The sequence below is a fragment of the Streptomyces sp. NPDC005805 genome, from assembly GCF_040630445.1.
In the GTDB taxonomy this organism is placed as follows: Bacteria; Actinomycetota; Actinomycetes; order Streptomycetales; family Streptomycetaceae; genus Streptomyces.
On record NZ_JBEXXN010000014.1, the window covers coordinates 97,739 to 112,554 of the forward strand.

The following is a 14,816-nucleotide window of genomic DNA, read 5'->3' on the forward strand; positions in this document are numbered from 1 at the left end:
GAACCATGCGATCCAGTCAATTGCTCAAAGGGGTCCTTGAGCTGGCTGTCCTGCTGGCTCTGGAGCGGCGGACGTCGTACGGCCTGGAGCTGGTGGAGAGGCTGCGTGCCGCCGGTCTCCGGGACGTTGCCGACCCATCGGTCTACGGGGTGCTCCGCCGCTTGGAAAAGGACGGTGCGCTGGTCGCCAGGCTGGTGCCATCGAGCTCCGGCCCGGCCCGCAAGTACTACGAACTCAGCGACGACGGCAGGCAGGTCCTCGCTGAGGCCCAACGGGAGTGGTCACAGATGGCGGACGCCGTCAGCGCCCTGAGCGGTGGAACCGCGCAAACCGAAGGAACGGAAGGGGAGTCCCCATGAACACCGCCCGCCGCGAGATCGAGCACGACCGGATACGCCGCTACGCCGCGGAGGTGGACGACCGCCTGCTGGCCCTTCCGTACCGGGAGCGGGCCGAGGCTGTGGCCGGTTTGACCGCCCACCTCCATGAGGGGGCCGGCGTCGAGGAACTGCCCGGACCGGCCGAGTATGCACGCGAACTGGCCATGGAATCCGGCACGCCGACGCGACAGCTTCGCTTCATGGGGCTGTCTTCCACAACCTGGCCGACCCCCGCGGAGTGGATCGCCTCCGGCGTGCGCGGCGTCGCCGCGCTCTACCTGATGGCGATTCTCTGGTCGGTGACCCTCAGCATCGGGTCGGACGTGGTCTCGGCGGGCGGCCCGCTGCTCCCGGCAATCGACCATGGCATCGGGGCTGTCATGCGGGTGCCGCAGCTGGGCGGCTCGGAGACCATGGGTGCGATGGTGCTGCTCCCTCTGTCCTGGGTGGCCGGGCAAGTGGCCACGGGCTGGCTGCTGGACCGCGACCCCGCGTGGCGTCGACGACTGAACCGTGCCACGGCTTGGGCGGTGGGGCTCCTCGGCCTGGTCTGCCTGTACATCGTCACGGACATGTTCCGTTGAGGTTCGCGGGCGGGGTCATGACTGGCCCGTTCTTCTGAGTCCCACGGAGGAATCGCCCGGGCGGCGATCTCCTGCCCGCCCTGTCCGGGCGGGCAGGAGACTGCCACACTGGGCAGTGGGGTGCTCGGGCAAATTGGCGTTGCCCGAGCACCCGTCCCGTGCGGTCGCGTCCCCGGCTCTACCAGTCGATGCTGCCGGACAGGTCGGTGACGCCGCTGCCCGGCAGAATGCCGTTGGTGTCCTTGGGAACGGCCCGCTTCATCGCGGTGCGGAAGCACTTGCGGCCCAGGTCGTCCCAGGACTTCGACTTGCTCTTGTTGATGGTCTTCTCGCTGCCGACGACGCCCAGGTCGTGGCAGTTGATGAGCTGGACTCCGACACCGCCGTACGGGGCCTGGCCGACGTAAATCATCACCTTGTTGCTGGTGGTGCGCTGGGTGCTGAAGTACTTCAGCTTGCCGCCGCTGTCGACTTCACCGCTCCACTTGGCGTTCGCGGCGGATGCCGGGGTGGCCACCAGAACGGCAGTGGCGAGTGCGGTTGCCGCCACGCTGACTATTCGTCCTCGACGCATGGGTGCTCCTTTGTTTCGGGCAGTGCCGCTGGCTGCGGCGAGAGGAGATCTTGCCACGGTGATGATCATCTATAGCCCCAGGTGAACACCCATATCCTTTGTTTTCGCGAAGCGGAGGAATGGCTTCATATGGGGGACATGGGCAGGCGAGGATCGAGTCGGATTGCCCGCCGGATGCCGGGGCGATCGAGGAGGCCGGGACGTCAACCGGCATCTGGCTGGTAGTGGTTGGCGCTCTCCGGCCCAGGTCTCCCCGAGGGGAAGGGAATTTGCTGCTGCAGCGCCACCATGCGCAGCAAATCCTGAATGTGTCCCACTTCACCGGAAACCCTCCAGTGAGGCGGCCTGTAGTGGCCTGAAATAGGCCGCTCCACGAGCACCGCGCGTCGCGGTGTACCTCGTCCTGGCCGACCTCTCCCTGCCGTCCCGGCACCACATGGACGCGAACAGCGACCGGCACGCGGACGTGCTGGTGGGCGTCCATGGCGAGCCGTCGACTCGGGGGAGTACGCGGGTTCCGTCGCTCTGCTGCGCGGCTCGGGCGGTTGGACCCAGAACACCGCCGGGGTTCCCGTAGTCACGGAGTCGTGGGACATGTTCGGCGCCGGGGCGCGTGTGGCCTGGGCTTCTCGCATGTCCGCGCCCGGCGGACGGCGGCGCGTCAGCTCCGCTGGAGCAGGGTTGTCTCGCCCAGGGCGCAGGACGTGAGGACCGTCGTGCTGCGGGCGTGGGTGCGGGCGCGGCGGAGGAGGGTGAGGCGTTCGGGGCGGGGGACGGCGCGTTCGCCGGCGCGCAGGAGGCAGAGGACGGTCCGCAATCCGCTGAGCTGAGCGCGGAGGAGGGCGTCGGCCGGGTCGCCGTGCGTGGCCGTCAGGTCGTCCACGAGGGCTTGGACCCGGTGCCGTGCGTCCCGTGCGGCGTCGGCGTGTGCCGGCTCCAGAGGTTCGGTCATCTCGGTCTCTCCTGTGGGCGATGAGGGGCGGTGCGGGGTGCTGCGGGGCCGGACGGGGCGGTCCTTCCGCGAGCGTGGCGCACGAGGGGGCCCGGCGCCAGGCGGTCAGGCGGCGGTTCACCGGCAGTTGCGGCAGTGGCACGGCAGAACCCGCGCGCACCGGCAGAGCGGCCCCGTGTTGCTGCCCGTCCTCGTTGTCGGCCGGATTCCGCGCTGCCTACGTTCCCTTCCGACCCGCCCGACCGGACACCGGTGAACGGGCTTCGGCGTTGAATTAGGGAGAACCCATGTCGTTCGACGAGATCGCCCCGGCGCGCATCGAGAAGGAGCTCGCGAACCACTTCGCGGCCACCTTCGACGACGACGCCCTGCGCCGGCTCTCGCAGAGCTTCCGGCGCAACGGCTATGTGAAGCTGCCGAACTTCGTGTCCCAGGACCTGTTCCAGAAGGTCACGAAGGAGTGCCACCGCCTGCTCGACCTCCACCAGCAGCGCATCGACATCCACCTCAAGGAGACCAGCAACTCCCCGCGCTACATGAGCACGGTGAGCCAGAAGGCGATCGAGCAGGACAGCGAGCTGGTCCGGACCGTCTACAACTCCGAGGCGATGATGGGCACCCTGTCCCGTATCGCCGCCGAGCCGGTGCTGCCCTGCCCGTGGGACGAGGAGAAGTACGTCCTCATCCGCCAGCACAAGCAGGGCGACACCCACGGCTGGCACTGGGGCGACTTCAGCTTCACCGTCATCTGGATCATCGAGGCGCCCGAGGCGGAGTTCGGCGGCCAGCTCCAGGCCATCCCGCACACCGACTGGAACAAGGACGACCCGCGCGTCCACGAGTACCTCGCGCAGCACCCGATCAGCACCTACCCGCACGCGACCGGCGAGATGTACTTCCTGCGCTCGGACACCACGCTGCACCGCACCATCCCGCTGAACGCCGACCGCACGCGGATCATCCTGAACACCTGCTGGGGCAGCGAGAAGGACCAGGCCAAGACGGCCACCCACGAGACCATGCAGGCGATGTTCACCTGATGCGCCCGGCCGGTGCGACAGCCGCGACAGCCATGGCGGCTGCGACCGCTGCGACATCGCCGGCCACCTCCCCCTGAAGCACGGACGCCGGACCGGACCGGGCCCGCGTGTGCGCGCATCCACGCGCGCGGACGCCGGGGCCGGCCGGCCCGCCGAACCCCCCCAACGACCAACTGATGTAAGGAGAGCAGCCGTATGACGACGGCGCTTGTCCTCGTGGACCTCCAGGTCGGCCTGCTGGCCGGCGAGAACGCGGTGCCCGACGCGGACGCCCTGCTGGACCGCCTGCGCCCGCTCGCCGAGAAGGCGCGCGCCCTGGGCGTCCCGGTCGTCCACGTCCAGGACGACGACCTCGGGGACACGGACTCCGCGGAGTGGCAGATCGATCCCCGCCTCGGCGCGGCGGACGGGGACCTGAAGGTCCGCAAGGCGGAGTGCGACTCCTTCCACGAGACCGACCTGGACGAGGTCCTCCGCTCGCGCGGTGTCCGGCACCTCGTGGTCGCCGGTCTCGTGACCGAACTCTGCATCGACTCGACCTGCCGCAAGGCCGTGACCCTCGGGTACGACGTCACCCTGGTCTCGGACGGGCACTCGACGCACGCGGAGAACCTGCCGGTCGAGGCGATCATTGACCACCACCACCGGATCCTCGACGGGTACGGCGTCTACATCAAGCGCCGGCCCTACGAGATCCGCCTCCAGTCCGCGGCCGAGGTCGACTTCGTCGCTCCCGAGGAGCCCGAACTCCAGGGCACGGACTCGGCATGACCGCGACGGCCTCTGCCCCCGCCGACCCCCTCGACGCACCGTCGAACGGGTCCGCGGCCGACCGGGACGCGGTCGCCGCACGCCGCCGCCGTCCGCCGGCGGCCGTGCTCGCGGCGGTCCTGCTCGCGCTGCTCGGCACCCTCGCCGTCCTGGCGGCCCAGCCGCCGTCCGCGCGCGGACAGGACACCCCCGCCGGTGAGTTCTCCGCGGCCAGGGCGACCGAGCACCTCCGGGAGATCGCGCGCCGGCCGCACCCGGTCGGCAGCGCGGAGCACGCCCGGGTGAGGGAGTACCTCGTCCGGACGGCCCGGGGCCTGGGGGCAGAGGTCGACGTCCAGTCGGGCCCGGTCGCACAGCCCGGCATGGGGAGCCCCTTCCCCTCGGCGACCGTGCACAACGTCGTCGCCCGGCTGCCCGGCCGGGGCGGCGGCGCGGGGCCGGAGCCCGGCGCGCTGCTCTTCGTGGCGCACTACGACTCCGTTCCCAACGGCCCCGGCGCCGCGGACAACGGCGCGGCCGTCGCCGCGATGCTGGAGACCCTGCGCGCCGTCCAGGCGTCCGGCGGGGTCCGCAACGACCTCGTGTTCCTCTTCACCGACGGCGAGGAACTCGGCGCCCTCGGAGCCGAGTTGTTCGTCCGCGAGGAGGGACTCGGCGACTACGCGGCGGTCTTCAACTGGGAGGCGCGCGGCAGCAGCGGCCCGCTGACCATGTTCGAGACCGGCGAGGGGAACCTGCCGCTGGTCGACGCCTTCGCCGAGGCCAACCCGCGTCCGGTCGCCACCTCCCTGGCGTACGAGATCTACAAACGCCTGCCCAACGACAGCGACTTCACGGTCTTCCGGGACGAGGCCGCCGGGCTGAACTCCGCCTTCATCGAGGGGTTCCACGACTACCACTCGCGCTCCGACACGGTGGACTCCCTCGACCCGGACAGCCTCCAGCACCACGGCGAGACGATGCTGGGCCTGGCCCGGGAGCTCGACGGTGCGCCGGCGGAGCGGCTGCGCGGCGAGAACGGGGAGAACGGGGTCTACTTCGACCTGTTCGCGCGGCTACTGGTGCGCTATCCCGTCGCCTGGGCGGCCCCGCTGGCCGGGGGCACCCTGGTGCTGCTCGCGGGAGTGCTGGTGCTGGGCGTCCGACGCCACGCGCTGCGCCCCACGAGGGTCGCGGCCGCGGCGGGGGCGGGGCTCGGCGCCCTGCTGGCGGCCGGCGCGGCGGTGCACGGGCTGTGGACCCTGGCGCTGCTGACGGCGCCGGACCTGGCGGCCCTGCCGCTGGCCGAACCGTACAACCGGGGCTGGTTCGCCGCCTCGTTCGGCGTGGCCGTGGGCGCGGTGCTGCTGGGCACGGCCCGGCTGCTGCGCCGGCTGCGGCCGGCCGAGACGGCGGCGGGGGCCCTGCTGACGACCGGTCTGCTGCTGGCCGCGCTGACCGCGACCCTGCCTGGTGCCGGGTATCTGCTCCAGTGGCCGCTGCTGGCCGCGCTGCCGGCGCTCTGGTGGACGGTCCGCCGTGCACCGGCGGGCGGCTCCCCGGAAGAGGGAGCGGCCCGGACCGAGTGGACCGGGGTGCTGCTGTGGTCCGCCGGACCGGCGGTCGCGGTGGTGCTCTTCGTGCCCCTCGCCGCCATGCTGCTGACCGCCCTCGGTGTGCCGCTGGCCTCGGTCGCCGCGGTCTTCGTGACCGCGGGGCTGGTGACGGCGCTGCCGCTGCTGGCCCGCCTGCCGGCCACCGGCGCGGTCGCCGCCGGGGCCGGGGCGCTCGCCCTGGTGCTCCTGGGCGGTGCCGTGGCCGGGCACGGCTACGACACCGAGCGGCCCCGGCCGAACTCGCTGCTGTACGTGCGGGACGCGGCGGAGGACCGGAACCTGTGGTTCAGCGCCGATCCCGCGCCCGACGCCTGGACGCGCCGGGTGCTGGGCGGCGATCCCGGGCGGGAACCCGTGAGCGACTACTTCCCGCCCCGGGGGGACGAGCCGGCCATGGTGGCCGACGCCCCGGCGCTCGACGTGCCCCTCCCGAAGGTCACGGTGCGCGGGGACACCACCCGGGACGGCGTCCGGACCGTCCGCTTCACCGTCGCGTCGCAGCGCCCCGCCTGGCGCATCCAGGTCCGGCTGCCGCGTGCCCCGCTGAACGCCTGCACGGTCGGGGAGACCCGGCTGGACCGGGCCCTCCTGGCGGAGCAGACCGCCGGCGCCGAGGACGTCGTCCTGCACCACTACGGCGCCCGCTCGGTCGAGGTGACCTGCGAGGTCGCGGCGGGGACCCGGCTGCGGGTGGACGCCGCGGACTACACCCTCGGCCTCACCCCGCAGGTGCGGGAGCTGGTGGGGCCGCGACCGCGGGACACCGTGCCGGTGGGATTCGGATTCCTGCCGGAGGACTCCGTCATCGCCCGTACGACGGAAGAGATCTGAGGACGTCATGAAGCACACATCACGCGAGGTCGCGATCGAGGTCCGCAACCTGACCCGGGTCTTCCCAGCGGGGGGATCGGACCAGGTCGTCAAGGCCAACGACGACCTGACCTTCAGCATCCCCCGCGGCCAGGTGTTCGGTCTGCTGGGCGCGAACGGCGCGGGCAAGACCACGCTCGTCTCGCAGCTCCTCGGGCTGATGCGGCCGACGTCGGGGCAGATCCTCGTCGAGGGCATCGACGCGGTCGCGCACCCGGACGAGGTCAAGGCGATGACCGGCTTCCTCCCGCAGACCGGGCTGTCGATGCGGCTGGTGGAGGTGCGGCGCGCGCTGCACTACACCGGCCGGCTGCGCGGACAGTCGGAGGCGGACGCCCGCCGCCAGACCGCGGAGCTCATCGACGAGCTGGGGCTCGGCGAGGTGCGCGACCGCTATGTCGACCAGCTCAGCGGCGGGATGACCCGGCTGGTGAACTTCGGCATGGCCCTGATGGGCAGGCCCAAGCTGCTGGTCCTCGACGAGCCGACGAACGAGCTGGACCCGCACAACCGGCGCCGGATCTGGGAGATGGTGGCCCGGCGCAGTGTGGAGGACGGCACCACGGTCGTGCTCGTCACCCACAACATGCTGGAGGCGGAGTCCGCCGTCGACCAGGTCGCGGTCATGGACGGCGGGCGGATCACGGCGATGGGCACGCCCGCGAGCCTGAAGGAGGCGCTCGGCGACCGGGTCCGGCTGGAGCTGTCCGTCCGCGGCGCCGGGGAGCTGGCCCGCCACGAACGGGAACTCCTCGCCGGGGTGGGGGAGGTGGGCGCGGGCAAGCGGGACGGCAGCTACCTGGTGCAGACCGACTCGGCGCGGATGCCGGAGCTGATGCGCCTGGTCCACGACGAGCTGGGGATGGACCGGGTCGCGGACTTCCGGCTGACCCGGCCGACGCTGGAGGACGTCTACCTGACGCTGGACGGCCGGGGGGCCGCGCGGGCCGCGCAGGGCGCGGCGGGTACCGGGCCGGGCGCCGCGCCCGGCGGGCCGGTTGAGGCCGGGCGGGGTGTGGACCCGTCCGGGGCCGGGCCGGTGTCCGCCGCCGTGGACCCGGCGGGGGCCGGCCGCCTGGCCGTCGCCCCGGTCGCGCTCACGAGCGCGGGTGGGCCGGGTACCGGGTCGGCCGGTTCCGGGCCGACGGTGGCGGCGGCCCGGTCTGTCGTCGCAGCGGCGATCGCACCCGCGAGCATGCCGGGCTCCGCGCCGCCGGGCACGGCGGCGGACGCGTCCGCGCCCCTGGCCGTGGGCCCCTCCGAGCCCGGACGGTCGGCCCCGGTTGCGCCCGCGAGCGCGCCGGGCGCAGGGTCGGCGGGGACGGTCGGTTCGGCGGAGGCCGGGCGGACCGTGGCAACGGCCGGGCCGTTTGCCTCCGCCCCGGCGGCGGCCGCGAGCACGGCGGACGCCGTGCTCGCGAGGGCGAGCGGTTCCGCAGTGGCCGGACCGGCCGCGTCCGCGCCGCCGGGCACGGCGGCGGATCCGTCCGCGGCCGTGGACCCGGTCGGGGGCGACGACCGCCTGGCCGTGTCCGCGGACGCGCCGGGTGGCCCGGCGGGGACGGCCGGTGCGGCGGGCGGCGCGCCCGTGGCGTTGCTCGTGCGCGAGGGCGCCCCCGTGCCCGGCGCGGGCCCGGTGGCGCGTGCCGCGTCCGCGCCGCCGCGGCGCGGCGCGGGGGAGCGGCTGCGGCGGATGGGGACCGATCTGAAGTACCTCTGGCTGGAGCAGATGCTGGAGGTCCGCAGCACCTGGTCGTGGGTCCTGATGTTCGGCCTGCTGATGCCGGCCGCCATGGTGTTCGGTCTGACCCGGATCGGCAACGGACTCTCGGACGAGGAGAGTCTGCTCTTCATCGTCAGCGGCGCGGCCGTCTTCGCGGTCGCCAACGAGGGCATCGGCACCCTGGCGCAGCGGATCGGCGTGCTGCGGCAGGACGGGATGATGGTCTACTACGCCTCGCTGCCCATCAGCCGGATCTCCTTCCTCGCCGCCATGGTGTTCTCCCGGCTGCTGCTGATCATGCCGGGCCTGATCACCCCGATGATCACCGCGAAGCTGATGTACGACACGGACTTCGTCATCTCCCCGGCCCTGCTCCTCGTCCTCCCGCTGGCCTGTCTGGCGCTGTCGGCGATCGGGCTGGCCATCGGCACGCTGGTGCGGAGCATGGACCTGCTGCTGGTGATCGTCAATCTGATGATCTTCGTCCTGCTGCTGGTCGCGCCGGTCCTCATCCCGATCGAGTCCCTCCCCGTGCCGCTCCAGGTCTTCGGCTACCTGCTGCCGCCGACCTACGCGGCGGAGGCCCTGCGGCTCGCCCTCGTCGGGGACCTCGGATCCGCTTTCCTGCTCAACATCGCCGTGCTCACGGCGATGACGGCCGCCGGACTGGCCGGCGCGAGCCGCTGGATCCGCTGGCGCACCGCCTGACCGGGGCGGACGGCGCCGGACCCTCGGCGCCGTCCCCCAGCCCACCACCCCACCGCACCCCGGTCCGCGCCCGGGCCCGGGCCCGCCACGGCCCGCACCGGCGTGTGCTCCGCCGTGCGCCCGTGCCCACCCGAACGACCGCGTAACGACCGCGTGAGGAAGCCCCTGCCATGGACCTGCTGGACACAACGGCCCCGCCGGTGGACCGCGCCGTGCGGCTCGCCCCGACCTTCGTGGACGTGGTGGCCGAGCGTGCCGCCCTGAGCGACGGCACGGCCTACACCTTCGTCAGCCCCGACCGGGCGGAGCGCCCGTCGCTGACCTTCCCGGCCCTCGACGCCCGGGCGCGGTCGGTGGGCGCGATGCTCGCGGAGCGGGGTCTGGCCGGGGAACGGGTCCTGGTGCTGCTGCCGCCCGGCCTGGACTACGTCGCGGCGTTCCTCGGCTGCCTCTACGCCGGGGCCGTCGCCGTCCCGCTGTACCCGCCCAGTGGCGGCAAGTACTCCGCCCGGCACCTCGCCGTGCTGGCCGACTCGGCGCCCGCCGCGGCGCTGGTGCCCGGCGCCGACCTCGGGCGCGGCGCCGAACTGGCCGCCGAACTCGGCGCCCCGGGACTGGCGCTGCTCTCGGTGGACGGCGAACTCCCGGACCCGGACGGCTGGCGGCGGCCGGACGTCGACGGCGACAGCGTCGCCTTCCTCCAGTACACCTCCGGCTCCACCGGAACGCCGCGGGGCGTGCGGGTGACGCACCGGAACCTGGTCGTCAACTCCGCCCAGATCCAGGAGCGTTTCGGCTCCGGCCCGGACACCGGGGTGGTCAGCTGGCTGCCGCCGTACCACGACATGGGGCTGATCGGCGGCATCCTGCAGCCCGTCTACGCGGGTGCGCCCGCCACCCTGCTCTCCCCGACCGCGTTCATCACCCGCCCGCTGCTGTGGCTGGAGCTGATGTCCGAGCAGGGCGCGGTGATCAGCGGCGGGCCCAACTTCGCCTACGACCTGTGCGTGGACCGCATCCCGGCGGAGCGGCTGGCCGGTCTCGACCTGTCGCGCTGGCGGGTCGCCTTCAACGGCGCGGAGCCGGTGCGCGCCTCGACGCTGGAGCGGTTCGCGGAGCGGATGGCTGCGTCCGGCTTCCGCCGTGAGGCGTTCTTCCCCTGCTACGGCCTGGCCGAGGCCACCCTCATGGTCTCCGGCCGCCGGGTGGGCGGCGAGGAGGTCGCCCGGACCTTCGACGCGGACAGCCTCGGGCCCGGCCGGCGCCCCGAACCCGCGCCCGGCGGACTCCCGGTCGTCGACTGCGGACCGGTGGCCGAGGCGCTGGACGTGGTCGTCGCCGACGCCGAACGGGGTGCGGCCTGCGCCCCGGGCACCGTCGGCGAGATCTGGGTGTCCGGCGAGAACGTCGCGGACGGCTACTGGGGCCGTCCCGTCCCGGACGGGACCTTCGGCGCCGCGCTCCCCGGCGACGCGCGCTCCTATCTGCGCACGGGCGACTACGGCTTCCTGAGCGACGGCCGCCTGTACGTCACCGGGCGCAGCAAGGACCTCATCGTGGTCCGGGGACGCAACCACTACCCGCAGGACCTGGAGACCACCGCCCTCGCCGCCCACGCCACCCTGCGGCGCGGCGCCGCCGCCTTCGCCGTGGAACGGAACGGGCGCGAGGAGGTCTGCCTCGTCCTGGAGACGGCGCACGGCCGTGTGACCGAGCAGGCCGAGGAGGTGGTCGCCGCCGTCCGCGCGGGTCTCGTCCGGGACCACGGCGTCACCCCCGGGTCGGTCGTCCTCGTACGGCCGGGCGTGATCCCCCGCACCACGAGCGGCAAGATCCAGCGCTCGGCGGCGCGGGCGGCCCTCGCCGACGGCGCGATGAAGGTGGTGCACCGCTCGGACACCGCCACGGCCCCGGCCACGGGCATGGCTACGTCTCGGGCAGCAGCCCCGGCCCCGGCCACGGACCCCGTCCCGGTGGCGGACGCGACCACGGACCCGGTCGCCGCCGGTGACCCGCGCGCCGTGGTCGCCCGCCTGGCCGGACGCCGGCTCGGCGTCCGGGTGGACCCGGCGGCCCCGCTGGTCGCGCAGGGCCTGGACTCGCTCGCCGCGGTGGAACTGCAGGCGGCCGTCGCCGAGGCGACGGGCGTGGAACTCTCCCTGGAGGAACTGCTCGCCGGGGCGAGCGTCGACGCCCTGACCCTCACCGCCCCCGCCGCGCCGGTCCGTGCCTCGGGAGACGCCGGAGACACCGGGGACACCGGGGACGCCGGGGGCACCGCGACCCCCGCACCGGACGGCCGTCTGCCCCTGACGCCCGGCCAGCAGTCCATGGTCTTCCTGGAGCAGCAGCACCCCGGCACCTCCGCCCTCCACATCTCGGTGGCCGTGCGGCTGCTGTCGCCCGTCGCCCCGGACGCCCTCGGCCGGGCCTTCCAGCACCTCGTGGACCGGCATCCCGTGCTGCGCACCGCCCTGCGCTGGGCGGACGGCGAGCCCTACCAGACCGTGCTCCCCTCCCGGGCGGCCGACTTCACGGTCGAGGACGCCCACGCGTGGGACGACGACACCGTGGCCGCCCGGCTGGAGCGGAGCGCCGAGAGCCCGTTCGCCCTCGACGAGGGCCAGGTGCTGCGCGCCCTCCTGCTCCGCCGCGCGGACGGGGACGTGCTGTCGCTGACGCTGCACCATGTGGCCGCCGACATGTGGTCCATGGCCCTGCTGACGGACGAACTGGCCCGGCTCCTCGCCCATGAGGCGGGTCAGGGTCCCGCCCTGCCCGAGCCGCCGGAAGCCGCCGACCCCGCGTCGGCCGACCGCCGGCGGCGGCTGCTGCTGGAGTCCCCGCGCGGCGAACGCCTGCGGGAGTACTGGGACACGGCCCTCGCCGGCTGCGAGCCGGTGCTGGAACTCCCCGCCGACCGGCCCCGGCCGCCCGTGCAGAGCCTGCGCGGCGACACGGTGACCTTCACCCTGGACCCGGCCGTCACCCGGGAGCTGCGCCGGCGGGCGGAGGCCGAGGACACCACCCTCTTCGTCACCCTGCTGTCGGTCTTCCAGATCCTGCTGCACCGCTTCACCGGGCAGGACGACTTCCTGGTCGGCGTGCCCGGCTCGGGACGCCACGAGGCCGCCCTCCAGCGGGTGATCGGCTACTTCGTCAACCCCCTGCTCGTCCGCGCCACGGTGACGGAGGAGGCCACCTTCGCCGAGCGGGTGCGCGAGACCCGGCGGGCCGTGGTCGGCGCGCTGGCCCACCAGGAGATGCCCTTCCCCGAACTGGTGCGCCGCCTGGGCCTCCAGCGGGACGCCTCCCGTTCGCCCGGCTACCAGGTCATGTTCAGCCTGACCAACGCGCATCTGGCGGGACTTGAGGGCCTCGGCGCCCTCCAGACCGGCCGGGGCGGGGTCCGCACCCGCCTCGGCGGTCTCGACGTGGAGTCCGTGGCGGTGGCCCGCCGGAGTGCCCAGACGGACCTGGGGATGACCCTCGGCGAGGCGGACGGCGCCCTCGAAGGCGTGATCACCTACTGCACCGATCTCTTCGACCGGCAGACGGTGGAACGGTTCGCCGCTCACTTCGCCGCCCTCGCGGCCCGGGTGGCCGCCGCACCGGACGAGCCGCTGCGGCTGCTGCCGAACGCCTCGGCCGCCGAGGAGCGCGATGTCGCCTCCTGGAACGAGACCGCCACCGGCTACCCGCGCGAGAGCACGCTGACCGAGCTGTTCGCCGAGCACGTCCGCCGGACCCCGGACGCCCCGGCCCTCGTGTACGGCGAACACCGCAGCACCTACCGGGAGCTGGACCGCCGCGCCAACGCCCTGGCCGCCCGGCTGCGGGACCTGGGCGTCGGTCCGGAGACCCTGGTCGGCCTGCATGTGGACCGGGACCCGTCGGTCGTCGTCGCCATGCTCGCCGTGGTGAAGGCGGGCGGCGCCTATCTGCCGCTCGACCCGGGCCACCCCCCGAGGTGGCTCCGGCAGATCCTCGACGAGGCCCGGCCCGCGGTCCTGCTGACGGGCTCCGGCGAGGGGCCCGCGGGTGTGGAGTGGGACGCGCCGGTGGTCTCCGTCGACGCCTTCATGGGGCCCGAGGTCGCCGGGGACCCCGCCCACGACGCGGCCGTCGACCCGGGGACCGTGCCCGGCTCCCTGCTCTATGTGATGTACACCTCGGGGTCCTCGGGCCGCCCCAAGGGCATCTGCATCACCCACCGCAATGTGGTCCGGCTGGTGCGCGACACCAACTTCGTCCGCATCGCGCCCGGCGACCGGATGGCGCAGATCTCCAACGCCGCCTGGGACGCCGCCACCCTGGAGATCTGGGGCGCCGTGCTCAACGGCGCGGTGCTGCACGGGTTCGACCAGGCGACCGTCCTCAACCCGCCCCGGCTGGGGGAGGCGCTGCGCGAGGCCCGCGCGGACACCGTCGTCTTCGCGACCCCCCTGTTCACGGAGGTCGCCGCCTACGACCCGACGGTCTTCGCCGGCGCCCGGGAACTCGTCGTCGGCGGCGACACCATGGACCCGAAGCGGGCCAGGGAGGTCGTCGACCTCGGCGGGCCGCTGCTCATCAACGACTTCGGGCCGACCGAGTCCACCAGCATCGCCGCCACCTTCGAGGTCCGAGAGGTCCCCGAGGGCACCTGGCGGGTGCCGATCGGCCGACCGATCGCCAACACCCGGGTGTATGTGCTGGACGCGTGGCTGCGTCCGGTGCCGGTGGGTGTGCCCGGCCAGCTCTTCATCGGCGGGGACGGCCTCGGACGCGGCTACCTCGGCCGGCCCGCGCAGACCGCGGGCGTCTTCCTGCCCGACCCGTTCAGCGACGAGCCGGGCGCGCGGATGTACGCCACGGGCGACCAGGTGCGCTGGCTGCCGGGCGGGACCCTCGACTTCCTCGGCCGGATCGACTTCCAGGTCAAGATCCGGGGCTACCGGATCGAACTGGGCGACATCGACTCGGCCGTGCTCGCCCACCCCGGCGTGCGGGAGTCGCTGACCGTGGTCGACGAGAGCGCCGGGCACAAGCGCCTCGTCGGGTACTACGCGGGGACGCCGTCCCCGCGGGAGCTGGCCGCGTACCTGACGGACTGGCTGCCGCGGTACATGATCCCCCCGGTTCTGCTGCGCCTCCCGGAGCTGCCGAAGAACCCCAACCGGAAGATCGACCGGGCCGCGCTGCCCGAGCCGCCCGCCGGGGCGGCGGTCCCGGCGGCGGGCGCCACGGACGGACTGACGCCCCTGGAGCGGGAGATCACCACCCTGCTCGCCGAGGTGCTGGGTGTGCCGGACGTCGCGGCGGACGACGACTTCTTCGACATCGGCGGCCACTCGCTGCTGGCCATCCGGCTCACCGCGCGGCTGCGCGAACGGCACGGCGTGGAGATCGACCTCAACGCCTTCTTCCACGAGCCGACCGCCCGCGGCGCGGCCCGCTGCGTCCAGGAACTGCTGGACGCGGGGCAGACGGTGGCGGTCCCGGCGGCCCCGGCCGGTCCCGTGGCCCTGCCCCGCGCCCGTTACGCGCGAAGCGCCCCCGGTGCCTGATCCGTGCCGGCTTCCGCCGCCCGCGGACGCCGGCCCCCGAGACCCCGCCGGGCCGGTGACGGCCCGGACA

General features: G+C 73.8%; 9 protein-coding genes. 7 read left to right on the forward strand and 2 right to left on the reverse strand.

Going from position 1 to position 14,816, the window contains the following annotated elements:
* Positions 1–5 precede the first annotated feature (5 nt).
* Both ABZ457_RS10985 and ABZ457_RS10990 read left to right on the forward strand, forming a co-directional pair.
* A complete protein-coding gene (locus tag ABZ457_RS10985) occupies positions 6–359 on the forward strand; it encodes a PadR family transcriptional regulator (protein WP_359156272.1) in 354 nt (117 codons plus the stop codon).
* Positions 356–964: a hypothetical protein gene (locus tag ABZ457_RS10990; protein ID WP_359156274.1), complete on the forward strand. Its 609-nt coding sequence runs from the start codon at positions 356–358 to the stop codon at positions 962–964. Before ABZ457_RS10985 ends, ABZ457_RS10990 begins: the two co-directional genes overlap by 4 nt.
* A gap of 178 nt (positions 965–1,142) precedes the next feature.
* Here the strand turns inward: ABZ457_RS10990 and ABZ457_RS10995 are convergent, their stop codons facing one another.
* Both ABZ457_RS10995 and ABZ457_RS11000 read right to left on the reverse strand, forming a co-directional pair.
* The gene (locus ABZ457_RS10995) at positions 1,143–1,514 is read right to left on the reverse strand and encodes a hypothetical protein (protein ID WP_359156276.1); all 372 of its coding nucleotides are present in this window, start codon (positions 1,512–1,514) and stop codon (positions 1,143–1,145) included.
* Positions 1,515–2,199: 685 nt separating this feature from the next.
* Positions 2,200–2,490 carry a hypothetical protein gene (locus tag ABZ457_RS11000; protein ID WP_359156278.1) on the reverse strand — a complete coding sequence of 97 codons (291 nt, stop codon included), beginning with the start codon at positions 2,488–2,490 and terminating at the stop codon, positions 2,200–2,202.
* A 287-nt stretch (positions 2,491–2,777) separates the two neighbouring features.
* Between ABZ457_RS11000 and ABZ457_RS11005 the strand changes: the two genes are divergently transcribed.
* The 5 genes from ABZ457_RS11005 (at position 2,778) to ABZ457_RS11025 (ending at position 14,746) form a co-directional block, all read left to right on the forward strand.
* Positions 2,778–3,530: an ArpA protein gene (locus ABZ457_RS11005; RefSeq protein WP_359156280.1), complete on the forward strand. Its 753-nt coding sequence runs from the start codon at positions 2,778–2,780 to the stop codon at positions 3,528–3,530.
* Positions 3,531–3,725: 195 nt separating this feature from the next.
* Positions 3,726–4,301, forward strand: a complete 576-nt coding sequence (locus ABZ457_RS11010) for an isochorismatase family protein (RefSeq protein ID WP_359156282.1) — start codon at positions 3,726–3,728, stop codon at positions 4,299–4,301.
* Entirely contained in the window at positions 4,298–6,727 is a 2,430-nt protein-coding gene (locus ABZ457_RS11015; RefSeq protein WP_359156284.1) for a M20/M25/M40 family metallo-hydrolase, read from the forward strand. The genes ABZ457_RS11010 and ABZ457_RS11015 overlap by 4 nt, the downstream gene beginning before the upstream one ends.
* 7 nt (positions 6,728–6,734) lie before the next feature.
* Positions 6,735–9,197, forward strand: a complete 2,463-nt coding sequence (locus ABZ457_RS11020; protein WP_359156286.1) for an ATP-binding cassette domain-containing protein — start codon at positions 6,735–6,737, stop codon at positions 9,195–9,197.
* A 170-nt stretch (positions 9,198–9,367) separates the two neighbouring features.
* A complete protein-coding gene (locus tag ABZ457_RS11025; RefSeq protein WP_359156288.1) occupies positions 9,368–14,746 on the forward strand; it encodes an amino acid adenylation domain-containing protein in 5,379 nt (1,792 codons plus the stop codon).
* Positions 14,747–14,816: the final 70 nt, after the last annotated feature.